19 protein-coding genes are annotated in these 22,276 nt (G+C 54.9%); 5 read left to right on the top strand and 14 right to left on the bottom strand.

Translation table 11 applies throughout. The features are described 5' to 3' along the window. Nucleotides 1-1,613: 1,613 nt before the first annotated feature. The 3 genes from KGA82_RS09335 (at nucleotide 1,614) to KGA82_RS09325 (ending at nucleotide 4,424) form a co-directional block, all read left to right on the top strand. Nucleotides 1,614-1,769 carry a hypothetical protein gene (locus tag KGA82_RS09335; protein ID WP_223450195.1) on the top strand — a complete coding sequence of 52 codons (156 nt, stop codon included), beginning with the start codon at nucleotides 1,614-1,616 and terminating at the stop codon, nucleotides 1,767-1,769. A 46-nt stretch (nucleotides 1,770-1,815) separates the two neighbouring features. Then, on the top strand, nucleotides 1,816-3,057 hold the full coding sequence (locus KGA82_RS09330; RefSeq protein WP_223450194.1) for a hypothetical protein: 1,242 nt from the start codon (nucleotides 1,816-1,818) through the stop codon (nucleotides 3,055-3,057). Between the two features lie 677 nt (nucleotides 3,058-3,734). Next, on the top strand, nucleotides 3,735-4,424 hold the full coding sequence (locus tag KGA82_RS09325) for a hypothetical protein (RefSeq protein ID WP_223450193.1): 690 nt from the start codon (nucleotides 3,735-3,737) through the stop codon (nucleotides 4,422-4,424). A 356-nt stretch (nucleotides 4,425-4,780) separates the two neighbouring features. On the opposite strand, the gene KGA82_RS09320 is transcribed toward KGA82_RS09325, so the two are convergent. From KGA82_RS09320 to KGA82_RS09280, 9 genes are all read right to left on the bottom strand, one after another. Continuing rightward, nucleotides 4,781-5,050, bottom strand: a complete 270-nt coding sequence (locus tag KGA82_RS09320) for a hypothetical protein (RefSeq protein WP_223450192.1) — start codon at nucleotides 5,048-5,050, stop codon at nucleotides 4,781-4,783. Nucleotides 5,051-5,103: 53 nt separating this feature from the next. Then, the gene (locus tag KGA82_RS09315; protein ID WP_223414687.1) at nucleotides 5,104-5,322 is read right to left on the bottom strand and encodes a hypothetical protein; all 219 of its coding nucleotides are present in this window, start codon (nucleotides 5,320-5,322) and stop codon (nucleotides 5,104-5,106) included. A 90-nt stretch (nucleotides 5,323-5,412) separates the two neighbouring features. Then, complete coding sequence (locus KGA82_RS09310; protein WP_223450191.1) at nucleotides 5,413-5,763, bottom strand: copper-binding protein; 351 nt, start codon at nucleotides 5,761-5,763, stop codon at nucleotides 5,413-5,415. After that, the gene (locus KGA82_RS09305) at nucleotides 5,760-8,918 is read right to left on the bottom strand and encodes an efflux RND transporter permease subunit (RefSeq protein WP_223450190.1); all 3,159 of its coding nucleotides are present in this window, start codon (nucleotides 8,916-8,918) and stop codon (nucleotides 5,760-5,762) included. Before KGA82_RS09305 ends, KGA82_RS09310 begins: the two co-directional genes overlap by 4 nt. Continuing rightward, nucleotides 8,915-10,396 (bottom strand): efflux RND transporter periplasmic adaptor subunit, encoded by a 1,482-nt coding sequence (locus KGA82_RS09300; RefSeq protein ID WP_223450189.1) that lies wholly within the window; start codon nucleotides 10,394-10,396, stop codon nucleotides 8,915-8,917. The genes KGA82_RS09305 and KGA82_RS09300 overlap by 4 nt, the downstream gene beginning before the upstream one ends. Further along, the gene (locus tag KGA82_RS09295) at nucleotides 10,393-11,649 is read right to left on the bottom strand and encodes a TolC family protein (protein WP_223450188.1); all 1,257 of its coding nucleotides are present in this window, start codon (nucleotides 11,647-11,649) and stop codon (nucleotides 10,393-10,395) included. Before KGA82_RS09295 ends, KGA82_RS09300 begins: the two co-directional genes overlap by 4 nt. Before the next feature lie 99 nt (nucleotides 11,650-11,748). Beyond that, nucleotides 11,749-12,090: a hypothetical protein gene (locus KGA82_RS09290; RefSeq protein WP_109631482.1), complete on the bottom strand. Its 342-nt coding sequence runs from the start codon at nucleotides 12,088-12,090 to the stop codon at nucleotides 11,749-11,751. Between the two features lie 245 nt (nucleotides 12,091-12,335). Further along, nucleotides 12,336-14,237, bottom strand: a complete 1,902-nt coding sequence (locus KGA82_RS09285) for a potassium transporter Kup (protein WP_223450187.1) — start codon at nucleotides 14,235-14,237, stop codon at nucleotides 12,336-12,338. Between the two features lie 243 nt (nucleotides 14,238-14,480). After that, nucleotides 14,481-14,870: a YkvA family protein gene (locus KGA82_RS09280; protein WP_223450186.1), complete on the bottom strand. Its 390-nt coding sequence runs from the start codon at nucleotides 14,868-14,870 to the stop codon at nucleotides 14,481-14,483. A 414-nt stretch (nucleotides 14,871-15,284) separates the two neighbouring features. Here KGA82_RS09280 and KGA82_RS09275 point away from each other — a divergent pair, with 414 nt between their 5' ends. Then, on the top strand, nucleotides 15,285-16,754 hold the full coding sequence (locus KGA82_RS09275) for a sensor histidine kinase (protein ID WP_223450185.1): 1,470 nt from the start codon (nucleotides 15,285-15,287) through the stop codon (nucleotides 16,752-16,754). A gap of 138 nt (nucleotides 16,755-16,892) precedes the next feature. Here the strand turns inward: KGA82_RS09275 and KGA82_RS09270 are convergent, their stop codons facing one another. The 4 genes from KGA82_RS09270 to KGA82_RS09255 form a co-directional block, all read right to left on the bottom strand. Further along, on the bottom strand, nucleotides 16,893-18,029 hold the full coding sequence (locus KGA82_RS09270; protein WP_223450184.1) for a nickel/cobalt efflux protein RcnA: 1,137 nt from the start codon (nucleotides 18,027-18,029) through the stop codon (nucleotides 16,893-16,895). A 7-nt stretch (nucleotides 18,030-18,036) separates the two neighbouring features. Further along, the gene (locus tag KGA82_RS09265; protein WP_101209371.1) at nucleotides 18,037-18,336 is read right to left on the bottom strand and encodes a metal-sensing transcriptional repressor; all 300 of its coding nucleotides are present in this window, start codon (nucleotides 18,334-18,336) and stop codon (nucleotides 18,037-18,039) included. 191 nt (nucleotides 18,337-18,527) lie between these two features. Next, a complete protein-coding gene (locus tag KGA82_RS09260) occupies nucleotides 18,528-19,916 on the bottom strand; it encodes a heavy metal sensor histidine kinase (RefSeq protein ID WP_223450183.1) in 1,389 nt (462 codons plus the stop codon). Further along, complete coding sequence (locus KGA82_RS09255) at nucleotides 19,913-20,596, bottom strand: heavy metal response regulator transcription factor (RefSeq protein WP_223450182.1); 684 nt, start codon at nucleotides 20,594-20,596, stop codon at nucleotides 19,913-19,915. The genes KGA82_RS09260 and KGA82_RS09255 overlap by 4 nt, the downstream gene beginning before the upstream one ends. Nucleotides 20,597-20,841: 245 nt before the next feature. On the opposite strand from KGA82_RS09255, the gene KGA82_RS09250 reads away from it, so the two are divergent. Next, nucleotides 20,842-21,288 (top strand): DUF411 domain-containing protein, encoded by a 447-nt coding sequence (locus tag KGA82_RS09250; RefSeq protein WP_223450181.1) that lies wholly within the window; start codon nucleotides 20,842-20,844, stop codon nucleotides 21,286-21,288. A 51-nt stretch (nucleotides 21,289-21,339) separates the two neighbouring features. Here the strand turns inward: KGA82_RS09250 and copD are convergent, their stop codons facing one another. Next, nucleotides 21,340-22,275 carry a copper homeostasis membrane protein CopD gene (copD, locus tag KGA82_RS09245; RefSeq protein WP_223450180.1) on the bottom strand — a complete coding sequence of 312 codons (936 nt, stop codon included), beginning with the start codon at nucleotides 22,273-22,275 and terminating at the stop codon, nucleotides 21,340-21,342. Between the last annotated feature and the right edge of the window lies 1 nt (nucleotide 22,276).

The following is a 22,276-nucleotide window of genomic DNA, read 5'->3' as shown; positions in this document are numbered from 1 at the left end:
GTTGTCTTCTGGCGACGAGGTAGCGTTGCGCAAAACGTATGATCTTTTCGCACAGGGAGTTGTGTCCCGATCATTTGATCATCGCACCTTTCGGTAATCATCAACGCTGCGGTAGTGGTGGCATGCCCTTGCAGGGACGGCTGTCGTTAACCAAGCCATGTCTACGACAGGTCTTGGCCCTGCGGGCTTCCATCCTCATGCCCTCCGACCTTCCAGGTCTGCGCGCTCCGCTTGCCTGGCAACGTGAGTCACTCCCTATCAGCAGCATTAGCCACGCAGGGGGAAGACGGCCTTTATAGTGATCAGATCCCTCCTAACAAAGGTAGCCTCCGCTTAAGGGTATGCTCATAACATACTGATTTTTCGTCGGAAATCTCGGAAAACCCACCTTTCTTCCTTGACCCCTGCAGCCCCGTAGGTTTCATTTCACACCACAACCTCGGAGAGATGCAGTTTGAAATCTAGGATGCTGAGCTCGCATTTAGGTCTGTCTTTTGCGTGCCCTACCGGGCCGGCTGTCGTGAACCAGGCCCGGCGATGCTCGCCGTTGTCCCGGCCCTGCCGGGCTTCCATCCTTAAGTCTGCGCGCTCCGCTTGCCTCAAAGAAAAGCCGTAGTCGCTTGCTGGAAAATAAGAGGTCTCTCCAAGCTGGGAGACCTTGCTAAGGGAGAACCCTGAGATGCATCAGTCACCATATCCCCCCCCAATGAAAATGCGTTCCATGTTTCGACAGCAATGGAGAGCGGTATGATTTTTTTATGGCGATGCATCGAATTCGTTTGGCGTGACAAAAGATCTGGCTCAGAGCAAGCGAGAGATCGCGCCTTCATTGCTGCCCTCAATAAGCTGCAGTCGCTCCGCGTGACACCTGACGGCGGCATGTCGATAAATCCAGACGAGATACGAGAGCAAGTGATAGCGAGTCGACGATCACTCAAACGATTCGTGCGATGACCATCTGCGGTCTTGCTGGCGGAATGAGCCGAGCCGTCGGCTCGAAGGAGCGACGGTTGGACAGCATTGGATCGTGCTCGACTACCGCCTTGTGAACTACGCCAGCACTCGAATGCGCTCATGAAGCGCAAAGCCCCGGTTCTAGGTAATCCTAGGTCTGAACAGATCCCTGCAAGGGAATCCGCACCGGGGTTGTGCTCTTCAATGGACAGCAGCATCAAATAGGCTGCGTACTTTCGCCGAAATTATCTATTCAATCGTCGTCCGCGTGTACGTCGTGACCTGCAAGAATTGCGCGAAATCGGCGCACTGCGGTCGATAGCCATTCCGACTCAGGCATTCCTTCTGCCCGAAGTAGCGTGGCGCTCTTCGTCAAGACAATGTCTGCGTCCAGCATAAGGTCAAGTGTGCTTCGGTCGCAGATAATACCGGGAGGCAACATGGAGCAGCTAACGATGACACTGCGTTCATGCTATCGCACATGGACTATCTTTCAGCCGGGCCTTTGGGCCCGAAATGGCGACCGCAGTCTTGGAATTCGCAGGTTGTGATGCAGTTTTCAGATTTTTTCCGAGTTTGCCCCCCTGACTGCAATCGGGAGCCTACGTAAAGTCGACCACAACGCTTAGGCGTTCAATCCGACCTTAAAGGAAAATGACATGACCAAGAAAGCTTCAGGCGCAAAATCGCAGCCTATGACTCAAGACGCCAAATCCCGCATCTACTCCGCGACGGCTCGAGAGAATGACGGCATTATCCCTCCGAATAGCTTTGCTTCCCGAGCAGCGAGTGCGGCAGACAAAACAAAAAAATGAAGGATCAGTGCCCAAGGGGGATTTCCTCCTTGGGTCAGGTGATTGTATGAAACTTCCAGTCTCACCCTATCCCTCTATAGGCGAAATCGTTTACGAGGTTGGCACCCGTAGCGGCCTTGTTCTTTCAACTGATAACACTGGCTTCTACGATGATTTAAAGGCATTCAAGGACGAGCGCAAGCGCCCTGGTCTCGATCCGATTGAAATTCCAACCACCATTCTGTGCAAGCTTGAAAAACGATTGGCCGTCTTCATTGGGGATGAGGTGTTTGCTAACGCAATTTTTGTAGCATGGCGTCGCTGGCTCGAATATTACGCGTCCCTTATCCCCCGACACGATGCAGGCTTACTCAACCGGCGAGAAATGATGTACCTGTTGTGGCCGACAATTTTCGCGTTTGGCGGCAGCTTAGTGTTGAGGATGACTCATCACATTCTGCCAGTCGTATCTTTGGATAAATTGTTGTCTGACCCAGCACCGCTCGGTTGTCTCATTAAGGCTTTCTGCACCAGGGGGGTTCAGGACTACGTCCAGATTTGTGAGTTTCGGGCAGAGGTGAATGCAATCGACCTCGACAATTGCCGAGATACTCTCGATGCATGGCTCAAAGGCTCGGCAGTTCCTAATCTGGATAGAGCTGAAGAAATACTGCAGGCGCTGGGTCTCAGCGATCAGTTCGCTCCCAAGCTGTGGATGGTGGCCTCCAGGCTCCTAGGCCGTACCCCCTTGAAGTATCGTGAGTCGATCTTAAATCACCTGAATCTTCCCGAGGGTTCCGGAACCATCGAAGAGGCTTTCTTCTGGCGCAAGCGAGAGCTATCAATGGAGCGGGGAAAAGCTCTAAATATCGGCCCAGATCGACCGTATTCAGCACTTCGAGAAGCACTCTACGACCCGGCTATACCTAGAGATGCGGATGCCGTTGAGGACATGCTTGGCCGTCTTGAAAAGACGTGGGAACCCATTGCTGAGGAGACATGCCACATCACGAAATGGCTTCGTGGACGCTTTCTAGTTCTGTCCGGACAGGAAGAAGAAGCCATGAAATGCTATCAGGATGCTTACGTGCATGGTGTGGGAAGGGAAGGTGATGTCTTCAGCCACGTCCTGCCTGAAGCTCTCGCACTTGCCAGCAGGCTGGGTAAGAAAAAGTGGGTAGCTCGGTTCGACTCGTTGCTTGGTCTTCATTGGAAGGGGGACTGGGATGGTGACCCTGAGTCGTTTGAGGGGCTTTTCGAAAAGCATTTCGATAGTCGGTTGCTGTACAGAAAAGATGAGTCCAAATAGGAGTGATGGCGTTACGGTTCATGCCCCTTTGGGGACGGCTGTCGTAAACCAAGCCCCGTCTATCGACGGGTCTCGGCCCTGCGGGCTTCCATCCTCATGCCTTACGACCCTTGGGGTCTGCGCGCTCCGCTTGCAGGATAACCGGGGCCATTTCCAATCGGCTGTCTGAACGAAGCCGCCGTCTACATGATGATCTAGGCCCTTTCCAGCTAAGGGTATGCTCGTAAGATACTGATTTAAAAAGGGAAAGAAAAAATATATTTGCCTTGTCTCCTTGACCAACCCTATCTCATGGTCTTCATTCTAGGTACCACCTAGGAGAGATGCAGTCATGCCCTTTTTATCCGTGTTTCATCCTGAAAGCGCTCCTGTATCGCTCGGCGATAACCTCCACTACGTCGTGTACAGCGCTCTGCAGTGGAATGACGCCAACCTGCGGATTGATGACCATAGAGGTCGATGGCTGGCAGATCACATTCTTCATTGACTGTGGCGATCTGGATTACTGCGACAACGGCGTTTCCCCTGACGATAGACGATATGAGTTCAGCTCAAAAGATGCATTTGATTCGGTCGGGCTTTTATCCCCGGACGAGCATCGACAGGTAGAAGAACTGCTTCGTCATATGTGAACAATTTGTAATTGTTCGACCACACTGCGAGGCTAGGAGCACGGCATGAACGACGACTACGTAGATAAGGCCAAAGGCCTTTTGTCTGCTATTGGCATCCATCAGCTTTCGGAAGGTGTATGGGCATTCACGGATGTTCACACTGCCAACCAAGCCTACATCCACCACTCACTACAACCAGTCGCCCTTGCTGCCTACGCGGCAGTTAACCCCACGTTCGCTGCTGGCCGTTTTCCAGGATGGGCGTTGGTTGATATGGTCGATAAAGTGCCTTGCATGGACGGTGGTGAGCTTACGGCGCTGGCGATGGTTTGCGGAGCATCCATCCCTACACTCCCCTGTGCATCAGAGCGCGGACATATTTTTGGGCAAGCTCTGTGGGGAATCGTAGAGGCTTACTTGCTTGATGGTTGTTTTGAGCACGTCGAACGCCCCTATGGAAGTCCAGGCAGGCATTACAACTTGCGGCCTCGCGGCTTCAATTGGGCTGGCGGAGAAGAGCCAATGCCCGAATCCTTGAAAGCAATGCGCAAAAGCTATCGCGCAATGTCGCCGCTGCAACAGGTCATGGTTTTAACGATTATGCACTTGTACAGCCAGGGTAAAGACAAGGCGTATCTGACGGGGGGCTGTCCGACGAAAATTCCTGCCGCCGAGGCAATGGACATCCTCCGCAGTAATGGGTCGGCGCTCTCGGCCTGGGGTTACTTGGTTACTCATTACGCGGGCTGGTAAGTCATGGTTTTTTGAGCCCCCATGGCGGCAGAGATGGTATGTCGTCGGATTCACAAGAGTTGATCCCGCTTTAATACCCACCCGTTGTATGCCGAGAGCGACCTGCACCTGAGTCGAAGATACGATTTGGCCTTATGAAGGAGTGCTAGCGGCAATCACCCCAGGTGCTTTCGATTGTTTCGCTATTTTTTTGACCGCAAAACAGACATCCGTTAATGACCCCAAAATGGGTCATTAAATGGCAAAAGCTAGGTTAGTGTCCCTTTTAAGGGACATTAAGTGAGGTCGTGCCTAGCCGAATCATCTCGCACCGGATAGTTGGGGCGTTACAGGCGCGATGCGCCTCATTAACGCGCTTAGAAATGAGCGACTTCAATCGTCCACGAAGTAAGGGCTGGATTGATCAGGCGTGCGTTAGGCACGGCCCTACGCACATCCTCCACGGTGCTCTCAATTGCGTGATTTGCAGAGGGGGCTTCACGGACGAATTCCAACGCCAAGCGACCTCGCTGTCGGACTCCGACCAATGCATCATCGCAGCCTTCTTCCGCCAAGCGATCCAATACCGCATCCACATCCATGTCGCCCGCTGGTAATAGATATTTCAGGGTGAAAGTACACTCCATCGCTGGCCTCCGGCTCTGAGCTCTTGTGCCTCCATCATAGTGGGTGAGGATGCCTACAACTGGCGTAGTCGCATGATGGCGTCCGTGATGCCACGGGCATTTGTGTCCAGCGTTTCCATGGCAGCAACCGCGTTGTCGGCGACACTCCCCACTCCATTCTCTGAAAGCCACTTGGTAACTTCTTCTATGGCCGCAGCTAAGGCATGCTGATTGTGCAGGAGCAGTGTGAGGGCGTCCGCTGTGGCTATGTTGGCGTCAGAGTTATTTAGCATGGGTATCGTCCGTGAGTAACCGATGCGCGAAGCCTAGCTGAATTTGCCCTTGGCTGGATCCACCGCTCCCGATTCTTGCTCGTTACATCCTTATTTTTTAATGGAAACGATTGCGGCTTTGCCATCCTTTACCTTAAAGGAAAACGATACATGGTCTCCGACCTTCAGACCTGTCAGCTGATCTTCCGTCACTGAAAAGGCCATGGTCATTGGAGGCCACTGTACGGCTGGAACCGCTCCGTGGGAGATGGTCACCGTATTCTTCGTAGTATCTATAGCCTTGATCGTTCCCTCGGCATTGGCAACTTGAGCCTGTTTTGAATCTTGTTCCATCTGCATGCCCTCCATACCGTCCATTTTCATGCCCGGCATATCCTCCGCTTGGACAGAAAGTGAAAGCGCAAATACGGTGCTTGCAACTGCAATCATGGTCAGTTTCATACGACTTTTCCTTGAGGGTTGATGGGTTCAACTATGAGGTGCCGGCGACGCATCAGGCGATAGGCTGCCGGAATGACAAACAGGGAAAGCAAGGGGGCCGTGATCATGCCGCCGACCATAGGCGCGGCGATGCGGCTCATCACTTCGCTACCAGTACCGCTGCCCAACAAAATGGGTAAAAGGCCGGCAATGATCACGGCAACGGTCATGGCCTTGGGTCGAACGCGCTGCACAGCGCCTTCGCGAATGGCCGCAACCAGCCCGCGCTCAGTGTTGTCGCCGAGGTCTTCACGCTCGGCCCAGGCGTTCTTCAGGTAAAGCAGCATGATTACGCCGAACTCGGCAGACACCCCGGCCAGGGCGATAAAGCCGACTCCGGTGGCGACCGACAGATTGAATCCCAACAGATAGAGGAACCATGCCCCGCCCGTCAGTGCGAATGGCAGCGTGGCCATGATCAACAACGCCTCATCGAAGCGCGCAAACGTCAGGTAGAGCAGCACGAAGATGATCAACAGCGTGGCTGGCACCACCAGTTTGAGGCGTGCGTTAGCCCGTTCCAGAAATTCGAACTGCCCTGAGTAGCTCAGGCTCATGCCGGGCTGCAACTTGACCTGTTCATTGACGACCTGGCGTAGATCGGCGACCACAGAAGCAATGTCCCGGCCACGCACATCGATATACACCCAGCCTGAAGGCCGTGCGTTCTCGCTCTTGAGCATTGGCGGCCCGTCGCTGACCTTGACCTTCGCCACAGTGCCGAGGGTGATCTGGCTGCCTAACGGAGTGTAAATCGGTAATCGCTCCAGGCTGCCGACCGAGTCACGCCATTCACGTGGGTAACGCACGTTAATCGGAAAGCGTGCGAGGCCTTCAATGGTCTCCCCGACGTTTTCGCCGCCGATAGCGCCGGCAACGATGGACTGCACATCAGCGATATTTAGTCCGTAGCGGGCGGCGGCCTTGCGGTCGATATCCACGTCGATATAGCGGCCACCGGTCAGTCGCTCGGCCAGAGCCGAACTGACACCGGGTACACCCTTGGCCACCCGCTCGACCGCCTGAGTAGCGGCATCGATCTCCGTCAGGTTGGTGCCAGCAACTTTCACTCCGATGGGACTCTTGATCCCAGTGGCCAGCATGTCGATGCGGTTTCGAATCGGTGGTATCCAGATATTGGTTAACCCAGGAACTCGTACCACTCGATCCAGTTCTTCCACCAACTTTTCCTGGGTCATGCCTGGGCGCCATTGCTGATGAGGTTTGAATTGAATCGTGGTTTCGAACATTTCCAGCGGTGCCGGATCGGTAGCGGTTTCGGCGCGACCTGCTTTACCAAAGACGTGTTCGACCTCTGGAACAGTCTTAATCAGGCGGTCGGTTTGTTGCAGCAATTGCGCCGCTTTCTGCGCCGACAATCCCGGCAGGGCTGAAGGCATATAGAGCAGATCGCCCTCGTCCAACGGGGGGAGAAACTCGCCGCCCAAGCGCGACATTGGCCATAGCGCACTGACAAAAACCAATAGCGCCACCAGCAGCGTGATCTTTGGTCGACGCAAGACCGCGTCCAGAGCGGGCTGGTAGATCCGGATCAGCCAACGGTTTAGCGGGTTATGTTGCTCAGTGGGGATTCGACCCCGAATCCAGTAGCCCATCAGCACTGGCACCAAGGTCACTGACAATCCTGCCGCTGCGGCCATGGCGTAGGTCTTGGTGAAAGCTAATGGGCCGAACAATCGCCCTTCCTGTGCTTCCAGGGTAAAAACTGGAATGAACGACAGGGTGATGATTAACAAACAGAAGAACAGTGCTGGGCCTACCTCCGCTGCCGCTTCAGTCATCACATGCCAATGACGCTCTCCCTTCAGTTCCTCCCCAGGATTGGCCGCATGCCAGGCCTCGATCTTTTTATGGGCGTTCTCGATCATCACCACGGCGGCATCGACCATGGCGCCGATGGCGATGGCAATCCCACCCAAGGACATGATGTTGGCGTTGATCCCTTGGTAACGCATTACGATGAAGGCAATCAACACACCCACCGGCAGGGAGATGATCGCCACCAGCGATGAGCGCAAGTGCCACAGGAAGATCCCACAGACCAATGCGACAACGATGAACTCTTCGATGAGCTTGTGACTGAGATTTTCCACAGCACGGTCGATCAGTTTGCTGCGGTCATACGTTGTGACGATTTCTACTCCAGCCGGCAAACTGCTTTTCAGTTCGTCGAGCTTCGTCTTGACCGCCGCAATGGTCTCGCGAGCATTCTTGCCGCTGCGCAAAATCACCACGCCGCCGACGGTCTCGCCTTCGCCGTCGAGTTCAGTAATGCCACGCCGCATTTCCGGCCCCAACTGGATCGTGGCGACATCGCCAAGACTCACCGGTACACCTCCAGCACCGAGCTTCAACGGGATAGCACGAAAGTCATTAAGCGTTTTTAGGTAGCCTGAGGCCCGTACAATGAACTCAGTCTCTGCCATCTCCAGCACGGCACCACCGGTTTCCTGATTGGCCTTGCCGATAGCCTCGGTTACCTCAGCTTGAGTGATACCGAGGCTGGCCAGTTTGAGCGGATCAAGCTGCACCTGGTACTGCTTGACCATACCCCCCACAGTGGCCACCTCCGCAACGTTCGGCAGGGTCTTGAGTTCGAACTTTAGAAACCAGTCCTGAAGTGCACGAAGCTGTGCCAGGTCGTGTCCGCCACTGCGATCTACCAGTGCGTACTGATAGATCCAACCCACTCCCGTTGCATCCGGCCCCAACGCTGGCTTGGCGCTGGCTGGCAACCGACTTTGTATCTGACTTAGATACTCCAACACCCGTGAGCGGGCCCAGTACAGGTCAGTACCGTCCTCGAACAGCACGTAGACGAAGCTGTCACCGAAGAAGGAATAACCGCGCACCGTCTTTGCGCCTGGCACCGAGAGCATGGTGGTCGCCAACGGATAGGTCACCTGGTTTTCGACAATCTGCGGCGCCTGGCCTGCGTAAGGTGTACGGATGATCACCTGCACATCGGAGAGATCCGGCAGCGCATCGATGGGCGTGCTCTGCACCGACCAAATGCCCCAAGCCGTGACGAACAGTGTCGCCAGTAGTACCAGGAATCGGTTGGCCACCGACCAACGAATGAGGGCAGCAATCATGGCTGGCCCCCCGATTTATCCAGGCGCTCAACACGCAAGCCATCGTCAGTCTGGCTCACCGCGACCCGAACCTTGTCACCCGTTTTGAGGCCCTGCATCAGGGCCGGGTTGGCGAGTGGGAAAGTCATCGTCATGCCAGGCATGCCCAGCGTCTTGAAGGGGCCATGGGCGAGCGTGACTTCTTTGTCGTTGATCTCAACGATCTGCCCATCCGCCTCATGAAAACTGGAGGTTGCTGCGCTGGGCGGTGACTCTTCCTCCGAGCTTGCAACGATGCCCTTGAGACTGGCCTCCGAGTCGAGCAGGAACTGGCCAGACGTAACCACCTTCTGGCCTTCTTCCAGACCTTTCACTATCGCCGTCTTGCCATCGCTTTCCTGCCCGAGGTGCACTTCCACTGGACGGTAGCGGCCCGCGTCTTCGGCGAGCATCACCAAGGCACGTCGGCCAGTGCGAATGACAGCCTCGCTCGGCACCCACAACACACTTTGCCCGGTCGAGCGATTCAGGCGTACCTGCGCCGTCAAACCCGGTCTGAGGCGCCCGTCGGGATTGGGGAGTTCTACCCGCACGCGAAGAGTACGGCTGTCCGGGTTGGTCTCGGGCAAAATCGCGCTGACTTTGCCGCTGAGCATTGTCCCTGGGAAGGCTGGCAGACGCGCTTCGACCGCCTGCCCCACGGTGATCGATCCGGCATCCGATTCTGGAACGGCCACGGCTAGCCAGACACTGCTCAAGCCATTGACGCGTGCCAGAGTATCGCCAGTAGCCACAGTCATACCCGCACGTACATTCAATTCTTGCAGCACACCACCAATTGGGCTGGTGAGAGTCAGGTAGGGCTGAACCTTACCGCCACGCTCTACCTGAGTAATCAGTGCTGCCGGCATCCCTGTGAGCTGCAGTCGCTGGCGGGCCGCAGCCAACAAATCAGCATCCCCGCTGCGCTTCAATGCAAGAAACTCTGTCTGGGCAGCCGCCCATTCCGGCACCAGGATATCCGCCAATGCCGCGTTGGCTTTGAGCACATCACCGGGAGCGTGGGCATATACCCGCTCCACAAAGCCTGTGGTGCGTGCCTGAATCACAGCGACATCACGTTCGTTGAATCCCAAGACACCCGTCACATCGAGGCTGGAGTCAAAGATTCCACGGGTGACTGTTGCAAAACGCAGACCGAGATTCTGGGTCAGACTCGGATCGATACTGACGGTCGCTCGATCCCCTGCGCCACCGGCGTACTGAGGAATCAGTTGCATGTCCATGAAGGGGGACTTACCCGGCTTATCGAACTTTTGCTGCGGGTACATGGGGTCATACCAATACAGAGCCTTGCGTTCGTTAGGTGAATCGAGGCTCTGCTCCTGGGCAGAACTGGATACCCCATTCATGCGCTGTTGAGCGAACCAGTAACCACCGGCAATACCGAATGCCAGCGAGATGCCAACCATCAATGCCCCATTCCATTTAAGGTTCATTGACTGGCCTCCCCATAAGCAAAATACAGACGCGCACTGGTCAGCGCTCGCTGCTCTTCCACGTCGATCTGCTTGAGGCGGGCCTCGATGAGTTCACGTCGAGCAGCAACAACAGCGTTTAAATCGCCTTTGCCGGCACGGTAACTGGCCATGCTGAGTTCGACCTTTTCCTTGGCCAGCGGCAACAGGCTTTCCTGGTTACGGCGTACCGCACGATTCAGGCGCTCATAGTCAGCCAGTTCGTTTTCCAGTTGCTGGGTATGCTCGCGTAACAGGGCTTCGCGCTCGGCCTCAAGCTGACTGAGTTCCGCCTGTTTGGCTGCGATTTTGGGGTTTTGGCGAGAGTCAGGAAACAGCGGCAGATCCCAGGAAAATTGCACGCTGACCATATCGCCGAACTCACGGCCACGGCGCTGGTAATCCAGTTCCCAGCTCCAGTCTGACTGTTTCTCCGACACGGCTTCACGAACCTTGGCTTGCGCTTCGCGGGTCATCGGTGCAAACGCTGCCAACTCGGGATGGTGTTGCAGTTTATGGGCGTAGCTTGAGGTATCGACGGGCCATACAGGCAAGCTGCCCACAGGCTTGTCATCGGCGGTGGAGCCAATCCAGCGTTTGAGGGCAGCTCGGGCCTGTACGCGCTGGCGAATCAAATCGTCCTGCTGCTCCGCCAATTGAGCCGCTTCTTGCTTGGGCGTCACCGCATCGGCGGGTTGAGCGCGGCCCCCGGCAATCTGGGCCCGGACGGTATCGGTCAATAATCGGTTTTCTTTGTAGAAGTCCTGGAACAGCGCATCTTTGCGCTCAACCGCGTAGCTACTTATCCAGGCCAATGCCGTGGCCTGGCGTACCTTCAGACGTTCGACTCTACGCTCCGCAGCAGCGCGATCAACGGCCGCATCGGCGACCTCGATGCGGGCTTTGCGCTTGTCGCTGTTGGGCATGTCCTGACTGACCCCGACCATTTGCATGGTCATGAAGTCCCGGTCGATGCTCCAGCGATCCGGGCCTCCAATGGGGTAGTTCTGCACACCCACCAATAACTTGGGATCGGGTAATTCACCAGCGGGGATGGCTGCACTGCTGGCAGCCTGAATTTTCGCGTCTTGTGCGGTCAGCGACGGCGCATTGTTTTCGGCCAGCCGCAACGCTTCATCGAGTGTCAATGCGGCAGCGAAGCTCGGCAATGCCAGTACGCTTGCCGCCAGACTGGCCACGAGGAGCCAACCTGTGCAATAGCACTTGGGGTTCATGTTCACGATTCCTGTGATGATCCACTGCGCGCTTCATAAGACATGCACGCAGATATGCCATCCCGCTAATGCGGAATGAGGCTCAATGTGGGACAGGAATCAAACGCGAGGCGGTCGCCAAACCCCGGACGAGGTCTTTACAGGTAGGGAATCGCTGAAAAATGAAAGCACTACGGGGCTGAATACGGTTACAGGAGGCTTTAGGATCGAGACTTGCAACATGCCGCCCGTCTTGCATTCCTGGCCCGGCTTACAAGGTTTGCCGTGCTCGGAAGGGCTTTTCATGTCGTTGCAGCAGTCCATCCCCATATCGTCCATCATCGCCATGCCCATCGTCTTCATAGGGCACGGTTCTGTCGGTGCCTGAACGCCCGCCATCCCGCTGAGGGGAAGCGCCAAGCTGATCATGAAGATGATGCAAAACCGCAGATAGCGTTTCATGGGCTGGAGTGTAGTCGCTGCAAATGGCTCTTACAATTGGACACGGATCAACAAAAAGCTATCGTCAATCTCCAAAGCAAGCAATAAAGCCTATCAAGAATTAAGCCAGTATTACGCGAAAAAACTAGCCGTTGAGCCGGAACTGGCACTACGTGGCAGCCCCGTAGGCATGTGTTCGCGTTCGCGCGTCATCACCTGAGTGTCGTATACCCATAACGCTTAACGCGATCTCCGCTGATCCATCACTACATTTCGACCTGTGTGCCCAACTCGATGACCCTGTTCAATGGCAACTTGAAGTACTTCAGGTTGCTGTTGGCGTTCTTGAGCAAAAACGCAAACAAATACTCGCGCCACTTTGCCATACCAATGCGCTTGGTCGGGATAACCGTCTCACGGCTCAGGAAATAGGTCGTGCGCATAGGACTGAAATCAAGTTCGGGCAAATGGCAGGCACGCAACGCTTGGGGGACATCGGGCTCTTCGGTAAAACCAAAGTGCAGACTGACCCGAAAGAAACCTTCGCCAAAGGATTCAACTTCGAATCGACGGTCGACAGGCACTCGCGGGCTGTCTTCGGAGACCACAGTCAACAACACCACCTGCTCATGCAAGACCTGGTTATGCAGCAGGTTGTGCAGCAGCGCATGGGGAACAGCATCGGCCCTGGCTGTCAGGAACACTGCCGTACCTTGCACACGATGGGGTGGTTGCGTACGAAGACTGCTGATGAATATCGGTAAAGGAAGTGAGGTTTCATCCAGCCGCTCGACGATGATCTTGCGTCCCCGCTTCCAGGTTGTCATCAAGATGAACAGGCCGATACCGGCAATCACCGGGAACGCACCGCCCTGAAAAATCTTCGGCGCATTGGCTGCGAAATACAGACTGTCCACCAGCAGAAAGCCAAGCAACATCGGGATGGCCAACCAGCGCGGCGTTTTCCACAGGAGCAGGACGACCGCCGAGGACAAAATGGTGGTGATCAGCATGGTTCCCGTCACCGCAACCCCATAAGCCGCAGCCAAGGCGCTAGATGACTCGAAACCGATCACCAGCAGCACAACACCCACCATCAACGCCCAGTTGACGGTGCCAATGTATATCTGCCCCTGCTCCTGGCTGGAGGTGTGCTGGATAAACATGCGAGGTACGTAACCCAGCTGAATGGCCTGGCGAGTCAGCGAGAACGCGCCGGAGATTACGGCTTGAGACGCGATGATCGTCGCCAGCGTAGACAGAGCCACCATCGGCAACAGCGCCCAGTCAGGTGCCAGTAAATAGAACGGATTGCGCACCGCTTCCGGGTTTCCCAGGATCAATGCGCCCTGGCCAAAATAATTGAGTGCCAGACCGGGCAAAACGAGAATAAACCAGGCACGTGAAATCGGTTTGCGACCAAAGTGGCCCATGTCGGCATACAAGGCTTCAGCACCGGTCAGTGACAGGACGACAGCGCCCAGAATCGCCACACCAATGCCCGGATGAACAACGAAGAAACGCACCGCCCAAACGGGATTGAGCGCTTGCAACACTTCGGGCTGCTGCAAAATACCGTAGATCCCTAGAGCCCCCAGCACCACAAACCACAACACCATGACCGGGCCAAACAGGATGCCGATCCGGGCTGTGCCGTGTTTCTGGATCAGGAACAACGCTACCAACACCACCACTGACAGTGGCACAACCCAGTGCTCTATGCCGTCAAACGCCAACTCAAGCCCTTCAACCGCTGACAGCACCGAAATGGCTGGGGTGATCATGCTGTCCCCGTAAAACAATGCAGCACCGAACAGTCCCAGCAGAACCAGGACTTTGCTCATGTAGGGGTAAGGTGCCGCCGCGCGGCGGGCCAAAGCCGTCAACGCCATAATGCCGCCTTCACCCTGATTGTTGGCGCGCAGGATGAACAGCACGTACTTGATGGAGACAACCCAGATCAGTGACCAGAAGATCAACGACAGAATGCCCAGTACGCCGTCGTGATTTAACTGAACGCCGTAGTGACCGGAAAACACTTCTTTGAGCGTATAGAGGGGGCTGGTGCCAATGTCCCCATAAACCACTCCGACAGCGGCAACAAGCAAGGCCACTCCTGACGTTTTGGTTTCGGAGCCGTCATTCGCACTGGTCACTGTTTTACTCAAGGGGCGTTTCTCTCAAACGGCGGGAAGGAACTGCATGCCATCCTTGGGCAATACGTTTTGCCAGAGCCGTTGGAGGCTCGGGCACATGGTCGATATAAAATCGCGGCCAGTATCGTTGCGAACGAAAGCAGCAACCGTAAAGAATGCGTAAAAATTTAATGCGTTCACGGAGCCGATTGCCTACCTTCACCACCGACAATTGACGGTTGTGGATTCAACCACCCAGTAAAAAAACGGTTTAATTCAGAGAACGTAAGCCCACCAAACACCCACAGCAGCAATAAGCCAGACTAATACAATGACCACCGCAGCAAATCTGCTCACTGGCCGCTTCTCACGGCTTTCCTCCCACTTGATCGTTTTGACCAGACACTCCTTTAGCACCTGCGCAGGCATCAGCCGGATAGCGAGAAGTATGCCAAGCGGCAGAATGATCACGTCGTCCAAATACCCCAACACAGGAATGAAATCGGGAATGAGGTCGATAGGACTCAACGCATACGCCACAACAAAAACCGAAATCCATTTGGGTAACCAGGGTGTTTGTGGATGTTGATAACAAAACCAAAGCACCATGGTTTGCCGCTTTAGCGTTCTAGCCCAGCAACGTAGACGATCCAGTATGCGTTTCATGTCGTAATTGCCGTTACCTGAAGGAGCGTGTCTGCGAGCGTAGCGTCTTGGGTGATGAATCGATTGGGTCATCAATAGCATGTCGTGATCGGCCGCATAGTCACATGTGGGTACTGCCCAACGCAGCGCTCAATCCAAAATAGTCACTCACTATTCACATATCCTTTCGTAGGGGGTGATGGCCCCAACATTGGCTGTATTTCCCCACTTCCCGCATTTACCTTTCGTGCTGACGTTATTGCCAAGACATTCAATTTGCCCCGTTTCAAGCATTGAAACAGTCGAACATCGGTTGGATTGCTAACCTGGCTAAGCCCTGAGTTGCTGGCATAGAGAATGCTAGGTCTTCCTCTACGATTCGTTGAGTGATTCAAGCGGATACAACTGGCTAAGCAGTGCGAACAGGACACTCCCATGCAGCCATTATCGGTTTTTTTCAGACGTCAGCCTTGGGAAGCAGCCGACTCAATTGCGCCGACCAAACCGCCCAACCTCTTGCGTTGGTTTTCGATCATCAGCTTCATCCTGATCAGCGCCATAGCCATTGGGCTGGGTTTTGTGTCGACGCGCTTTCTGGTCATCGAAAGCCTGGAGCGCGACGCGCTGTTGTCAGCGCAATTTATCCAAACCATTGCCAAAGGTGAATTACGTCACCACGGGTTGGACGGGATGCGGATGGGTGACGTTTTGGCCGCCACCCAATATGGGATGCTCTCAGAAGAAATGGCGCTGAACAGGCACCGGGCCCGCTCTGAGTTCCTCGACCACCTTTCGCACCTCCCGGACTCACTCCTAATCAGCATCTACTCGCCGCTTCGGACGGTGATGTGGTCGACCAATCCGCAACTGATCGGACAACGTTTTCTAAACGATAAGGCACTTGAAGCGGCATTCAGCTCGAAAGACCGAGTTTCCACCAAATACAGCAATGCGGATGAACGCCGGCCCGAACAGCAGTTCTTGCTCGCTCCCAAAATGTTCTTTATAGAGAGCTACATCCCCTTGGTAGATGATCTGGGCAATACGCTGGCGGTGGTGGAGATTTACAAGGAACCGGCCGATCTAAGCGAACGGCTCAATCGTGGCCACTGGATAATTTGGCTGTCTACCGCCGTGGGCGGCCTGCTGCTTTATTTCGGGCTGTATTGGCTTGTTCGACGGGCATCGATTCAATTAGCGTCACAGGAAGCCCAGCTCGTCGCCAACAAGACCTATGTGGGCTTGGTCGAGATGTCCACGGCGGTCGCTCATAGTTTGCGTAACCCGCTGGCCTGCATCCGCTCCAGCGCAGAATTGGCAAGCGAAATGGACGGCCAACCCGCGACGAAGAACATCGAAGATATTGTTAGCCAAGTGGATCGAATGGCGCAGTGGGTACACGAATTGCTGATGTGCTTACGACCGATCCGTGGAGAGGCAGAACTGGTAGAGCCGATGATTGTGGTACAGGCGACACTGGCCAGCTACAGCGCACAACTAGCTCAATCAAGAATCCAGGTCGAGTTCAACAATGAGCCCACCCCACGGATCATTAGTAATCCGCTTTTACTTTCCCAAATTCTGAATAGCGTCATTGCCAATGCCGTCGAGGCAATGCCGGGCGGCGGAAAGCTAACCATCCAGGCGGGTGTGGATGACACCCATCAATGGTTGCATCTCATCATCGCTGACACCGGGGATGGAATATCACGGCAACAGGAAATGATGGCTTTCAAGACCTTCTACACCACCAAGCAAGGTAAGCTGGGTATAGGGTTGATCATGGTGAAGCAGATCATGGAAAGTTTTGGAGGAGAAGCCAGCCTGACCCACCACGAAGACCAGGGAACGTCCGTGCACCTAAGTTTCAGGGTTGTGGAGAGAAGAGCCAGTGGGTTGCGCTAACTGGCCTCCACAAATGTGAAGAGGCTGCTTGAACTTAAGCCCAGTCCAGGACTTGGCTGGGCTTTTTGCATTAGTGACAGCGGTAGTCGTCACTTGTGGGGTCGCGATGGCAACCTCTATCTAGCACTCAGTGCCTCGTTAGGCGGTCAGTCCCATCCAGCCATGGAACCCTACATAGAGGCCAACACTGATGATTAACACGCTGGAAAGGTAAGGTGCGCGACGAGCAACGGTGCCCAGCCATGGCCAGCGGTTTGAAGCCTGTTTAGCACCAATGGCCGCAGCAGCACCCACAGTCACCAACGTGATCGCCAAGCCAATGCTGAAGCACAGGACGAGCATGCCTCCCAGCGCGACCTCTTTAACCTGAAGACACAGCAACAGGACGGTAATGGCGGCAGGACAAGGAATCAGACCGCCAGTCAGACCGAACATGACGATCTGGCCCGTGGTGACCTCTCGGTTGGTGAAGCGCTTACGGATATCGTTGGCATGCGCACGTTCATGCGCATCCTGGTAGCCATCAATCGACAACTCCAGGCCTTCCAGTTCGGAATGTGCGTGCCCATGGTCATGCTCCTGGTACTCCAAGTCGTAATCATGGGAGTGACCCGCATGCCCGAGACTCAAGCGAGCACTGAATTCATGAGGCTCTGGAATATTGACCTTCGATTCCAGGAAGCCTTCGCGCTCGACGAATGAAAACGTTTGAGTGCTGCCGTCTGGACGGGTAGTAGTGAGACGAACGTCTGAAGCAGGCCAGATATGCCCGGTCAACGCCTTCAAGCGCCAGTGCGGTGGCATACCCTCTTCAAAGACAGACAGTTCGATGCGCCCGTGGCCGGTATCGATTCGATGGGTCTCATCATGATGACCATGCTCATGCTCGCCGTGGTGGTGATGATCAACTTGCTCGAACTTGAACATCTGCTCACCGCGCCAGGTACGCCACAGCATCCACAGGGCAATTACGATAATCAGTGCAGAAGACGCGAGCTGGAAGTACGGCTCAGTGGTTTGAGCGTCCAGACCTTTGCCCAGGTACATACCACCGATGGCGACCAACCACACCACAGCGGTGTGCGACAGCGTCGCGGCCAAACCCAACAAAACAGCCTGTTTTACCGAGCCACGGATGGCCACGATAAAGGCCGCCATCATGGTTTTTGAATGGCCCGGTTCTAGGCCATGCAAGGCACCGAGCAAAATAGCGCTCGGGAAATACAGCCAGGCGTGAGCCCCGCCTTGTTGCAGCAGTTCAGCGAAGTTGGGCATGTCAGACCTAGAGGTACTTGGTGATTTGCTTGAAGGCTTCCAGCGGTGCGCGCTCGCCATTACCTAACGCCGAAACGGTGTCCTCAAGGCAGTGATCGATGTGATCCTGGATGAGCGTGCGCTTCGCCTGGCAGACCGCTTTTTCGACAGCGTGCAACTGCTGAGCAATGTCCACGCATTCACGACCCTCTTCGATCATGGTGATGATGCCGCGTAAATGGCCATCAGCCCGCTTGAGGCGCTTGATGATCGCCTCGTGACTTTGGTGGGTGTGCGGATGGCTATGTTGGTGTTCTTGCTCACTCATGGCTTGAGCCTCGGGCCTCAATGAATTACGCCGGCATCCTATCCCCCCTGGGGGGATAGGTCAAACGTATCAAAACCCGATAAGACGAGTTGAAGCCCGAACGCCATGTTCAGCAGAACACTCACAATGACGGTGGTACTCACGTTTGTTCTTGCCATGTTTGTGGACAGGGCCGGGCGATCTCTTTGCTTTCACTCGTGGTCAGCAGGCCACGCGGGTAGGCTGATCATAAAGGTCGTATAACCTTCTCTGGAGTCACATCCAACGGTGCCGTCATGGGCGTCAACCAGTGATTTGACGATTGCCAGCCCTAACCCCGCATGGTTCGTAGCGCTCTCTCTCCGTGCGGGATCGACTCGGTAAAAACGGTCAAACAGCCGGGGCAGATGCTCTACCGCTATCTCCTCGCCGGGGTTTTTCACTGAAAAGCTGATCATGTCGCCAAGGGGCTCGATTTTCACGGAGATCGTACAGTCAGGTGGGGTATACCTGAGCGCATTGGACAGCAAATTTGAGATCGTCCGATCCAGCATCGTCCTGTCACCATTCACCGCGCCGTGCCCGACTACCTGCAGCTTTACCCCTGTGTCGTCTGCCAGAAGCTGGTAATACTCGAACAATTTTTCGACGACCGAACGCAACTCGACTTTCTCTTTGGCAGGTAGAACCAGACCGTTGTCCGACTTTGCTAAGAAAAGCATGCCGTCAATAATGCTGGAGAGTCGGTTCAGATCTTCCAGGTTGGAATAAAGATTCTCTTCATAATCCTCTGGTGCACGTTTCTTTGTGAGGATGACTTCGGTGTGTGTGCGCAGATTGCTGATAGGAGTACGTAGCTCGTGCGCGATATCGGCTGAAAAGTTAGACAACCGAGCAAATGATTCTTCCAGGCGAGCAAGCATAGCGTTGAACGAAGTGACGAGGAGCTCTAGCTCGCGAGGCACGGAGTCCATGGGAATCCGCTCTTTCAGCGATCCGGCTGACATCGAGGCCGCGACTTGCGTCACTTGGGCAACTGGCTTCAGCCCGCTCCGCGCCACCAGCCACCCTAAACCTGCGCTGACCAAGGCGCTAATTGCCAGCCCGATCACCAACCACCAGCGCAGAGTTTCAACGAAATGCATATGGCTTGTGACGTCTAGACTCAACCACGCGGTCAGTGGCTCAGCTTCATTCGCCAAATGAACTTGGGCTTTCATGCCTCTGTACATATGGCTTCCAGCTGTCCACTCCCACATATCTTCCCTTGGATCACCAGAGGAGGAAGGAGGATGTCCAACTGCATTTGAAGTTGCGAAGAACGTCTTCCCTCCCTTCGCGATAATTGAGGCTGAGAGTTCCTGGTGAGCACCTAGGAGAGCTTGCAGTTGCAACACAACTTCTGAAGGTTCTGCAGAGCCAGCTTCGCCATCCATTATTTGCCGAATGGATTCGAGCTTTTCCGTCATCGATTGACGGTCGAGGGCCTTGAAGTGATGTTGGCTGAATCCGTCAAAAGTAAAGCCTGCAACTACCAGCACGGCGACCACGGCACAGACAAACATCATGCTTAAACGGAGGGTAAGAGATGCGCGCTTCATTCAGTATCCGGAGCATCTAGCATGTACCCCATTCCCCTCGCGGTCTGAATCATCTTGGTGTCGAAATCGTCATCGATTTTGGCCCGGAGCCGACGAATCGCGACTTCGATCACGTTAGTGTCACTGTCGAAGTTCATGTCCCAAACCTGCGATGCGATCAGTGATTTCGGCAAGACTTCTCCCCGACGGCGCATCAGCAGCTCTAGCAGCGAAAATTCCTTGGCGGTAAGGTCAATGCGTCGACCTGAGCGCGAGGCCCGTCGCTTTAGAAGATCGACCTCCAGATCCCCGATCTTAATAGATGTCTGGTTGGGTACGGCGGCGCCACGGCGAAGCAAGCTTCTGACGCGGGCAAGCAATTCAGAAAATGCGAAGGGTTTGACTAGATAATCGTCCGCACCTAACTCCAAGCCTTTGACTCGGTCATCAACTCCGTCCCTGGCAGTCAGAAACAGCACAGGAACCGAGTTCCCGGCTGTGCGGACAGATCGAATGATCTCCCAGCCATCCAGGCCCGGCATCATTACGTCCAGGATTAGAAGATCGTAGGCCTCATTTAGCGCCTGGTGTAACGCCTCTGTTCCCGTCACAACCCGGTCGACACTGAAGCCGGCCTCCAAGAGGCCTTGCTGTAGGTACATTCCAATTTTGGGTTCGTCTTCTGCAACCAAGATTTTCATGCAGGGGCTCCGGTTTTGCGGTGTTCTAGTGTGCTACCAATCTGACGACTGTGCGGAAGCTTACGCAAATGTAATTGCCCCAACAGCAAACGGATAGCTCCTAGTCGGCAGCTTACAAAAACGTAATCGGCAATCTGAGCTTTTTGCGCTTAACCTGCCTTCCATCCAGTGCGGAAGCACGACTCCTGGCCTACGGCCAGTGCATAGAGCGCAACCACACACTAAAACGTGACGAGGTGCATCGAATGTTCAAACGAAAGCTATCGCTTGCTATGGGATTGATGATTTGTGGGGTTGTGCAGGCAGCTGAGCCACTCACAATCGATGTACATCGGGACGCGAACTGCGGGTGCTGCAAGGAATGGGTCAAGCACCTCGAATCGAATGGATTCAAGGTGGTCGACCACGTGGAAACCAACATGAGCGCTATCAAGCAGAACCTGGGCGTGCCACAGGGACTCGCTTCATGCCATACGGCTGTGATTGACGGCAAATTCGTAGAGGGTCATGTCCCAGCCGATGAAATCAAGAAGCTGAATGGTCGTTCAGACCTCGCAGGAATTGCAGTGCCAGGCATGCCCGCAGGTTCTCCTGGTATGGACTACGGCCAGAATCATCAACCTTACCAAGTCCTGGGGCTCACCAAGGCAGGTGCGCAAGAAGTGGTCGCTGACTACCCCATCAGCCGATAGTCGTTGCTCAGATCTGAGCGCCCTTGGGGCCGCTCGGATCTAGCTCCTGGATCACCCTTGAGCCATCTCGATTGAGGGGCTCAATGTTCCTAGCCAAGCCACCAAGCAAACGATGACGACAGCACAGGTCGATTCGATCACCACACTTTTTCTCAAAGCAGTTGCTGCTAGAGAAAAATCACCGGCCACCACAGACCGCTCTAGTGAAGGGCTCAGGTAGAAACGATTGAGGGTAGCCAGCCCGATCATGCCCACGAAAAGTAGGATCTTCACGAGTAGGAGAGCGCCATAGGTGCTGGTTACGACTTCGATTACTGTCGGCCCGACGATGAAGAGATAATTAGCGACGCCAGTAACTATGATCGTACCAACAATGAATGCGCCCGCTGTTTCGAATCCCCTGAGCGCTCGCGATAGCACTCTTACCAATTGCTCCGAATTAGCCCCCCTAATACTCAACATCAGACCAAACGCCGCGAGAGCTCCGATCCATCCGCCAGCGGCAAGTAGGTGCAGAATATCAGCGGCAAAGTGCCAGAATCGCAGGGCGCCTTCATCCATCGCCCCGTGACCTGTCCATGGGATTGTCGCTAAGGCAATGCTGCCCGCAATGGTAGCGACCCAGAGACTGCCCGTCGGCCATCGCCTGTTCTGGCTTCCAGCAAAAATCACCACTGCTAGCGAGATCATGCGTGTCACCCAGCTGTAGCCGACCTCAGTCTCGTACAGCATCATTTCCATGTGAGGTCGCAGCTCCGCCCAGTCGGATGCGCCGCTCATATTTTTTGTCATAACTACAAAAGCTGCTATGGACAAAAGCATACCTATAACAGCGGTGCCAGGTAGTAGCGACCCAAAATGCAACAGCGTCCCCGATACACGCTCTTTTCCCCGAAAGCTGTATAGCCCAAAGACGGCAAGACCGAACAGGAGCATAAGATCCAGGTAAAGCGCGAGGCGCAGTACCACATTCAAAGGGTCGCTCATG

The organism is Pseudomonas sp. BF-RE-22 (genome assembly GCF_019956155.1).
Classification (GTDB): Bacteria; Pseudomonadota; Gammaproteobacteria; order Pseudomonadales; family Pseudomonadaceae; genus Aquipseudomonas; species Aquipseudomonas migulae.
Note: the sequence above shows the minus strand (reverse complement) of the source record. Positions and strands in the feature narration are given on the sequence as shown.

What these genes read in the sequence shown, in the direction of transcription:
- KGA82_RS09335 (WP_223450195.1), top strand. Translation starts at nt 1,614, where the DNA reads ATGACCAAGAAAGCTTCAGGCGCAAAATCGCAGCCTATGACTCAAGAC.
- KGA82_RS09330 (WP_223450194.1), top strand. Translation starts at nt 1,816, where the DNA reads ATGAAACTTCCAGTCTCACCCTATCCCTCTATAGGCGAAATCGTTTAC.
- KGA82_RS09325 (WP_223450193.1), top strand. Translation starts at nt 3,735, where the DNA reads ATGAACGACGACTACGTAGATAAGGCCAAAGGCCTTTTGTCTGCTATT.
- KGA82_RS09320 (WP_223450192.1), bottom strand. Translation starts at nt 5,050, where the DNA reads ATGGAGTGTACTTTCACCCTGAAATATCTATTACCAGCGGGCGACATG.
- KGA82_RS09315 (WP_223414687.1), bottom strand. Translation starts at nt 5,322, where the DNA reads ATGCTAAATAACTCTGACGCCAACATAGCCACAGCGGACGCCCTCACA.
- KGA82_RS09310 (WP_223450191.1), bottom strand. Translation starts at nt 5,763, where the DNA reads ATGAAACTGACCATGATTGCAGTTGCAAGCACCGTATTTGCGCTTTCA.
- KGA82_RS09305 (WP_223450190.1), bottom strand. Translation starts at nt 8,918, where the DNA reads ATGATTGCTGCCCTCATTCGTTGGTCGGTGGCCAACCGATTCCTGGTA.
- KGA82_RS09300 (WP_223450189.1), bottom strand. Translation starts at nt 10,396, where the DNA reads ATGAACCTTAAATGGAATGGGGCATTGATGGTTGGCATCTCGCTGGCA.
- KGA82_RS09295 (WP_223450188.1), bottom strand. Translation starts at nt 11,649, where the DNA reads ATGAACCCCAAGTGCTATTGCACAGGTTGGCTCCTCGTGGCCAGTCTG.
- KGA82_RS09290 (WP_109631482.1), bottom strand. Translation starts at nt 12,090, where the DNA reads ATGAAACGCTATCTGCGGTTTTGCATCATCTTCATGATCAGCTTGGCG.
- KGA82_RS09280 (WP_223450186.1), bottom strand. Translation starts at nt 14,870, where the DNA reads ATGAAACGCATACTGGATCGTCTACGTTGCTGGGCTAGAACGCTAAAG.
- KGA82_RS09275 (WP_223450185.1), top strand. Translation starts at nt 15,285, where the DNA reads ATGCAGCCATTATCGGTTTTTTTCAGACGTCAGCCTTGGGAAGCAGCC.
- KGA82_RS09270 (WP_223450184.1), bottom strand. Translation starts at nt 18,029, where the DNA reads ATGCCCAACTTCGCTGAACTGCTGCAACAAGGCGGGGCTCACGCCTGG.
- KGA82_RS09265 (WP_101209371.1), bottom strand. Translation starts at nt 18,336, where the DNA reads ATGAGTGAGCAAGAACACCAACATAGCCATCCGCACACCCACCAAAGT.
- KGA82_RS09260 (WP_223450183.1), bottom strand. Translation starts at nt 19,916, where the DNA reads ATGAAGCGCGCATCTCTTACCCTCCGTTTAAGCATGATGTTTGTCTGT.
- KGA82_RS09255 (WP_223450182.1), bottom strand. Translation starts at nt 20,596, where the DNA reads ATGAAAATCTTGGTTGCAGAAGACGAACCCAAAATTGGAATGTACCTA.
- KGA82_RS09250 (WP_223450181.1), top strand. Translation starts at nt 20,842, where the DNA reads ATGTTCAAACGAAAGCTATCGCTTGCTATGGGATTGATGATTTGTGGG.
- copD (WP_223450180.1), bottom strand. Translation starts at nt 22,275, where the DNA reads ATGAGCGACCCTTTGAATGTGGTACTGCGCCTCGCGCTTTACCTGGAT.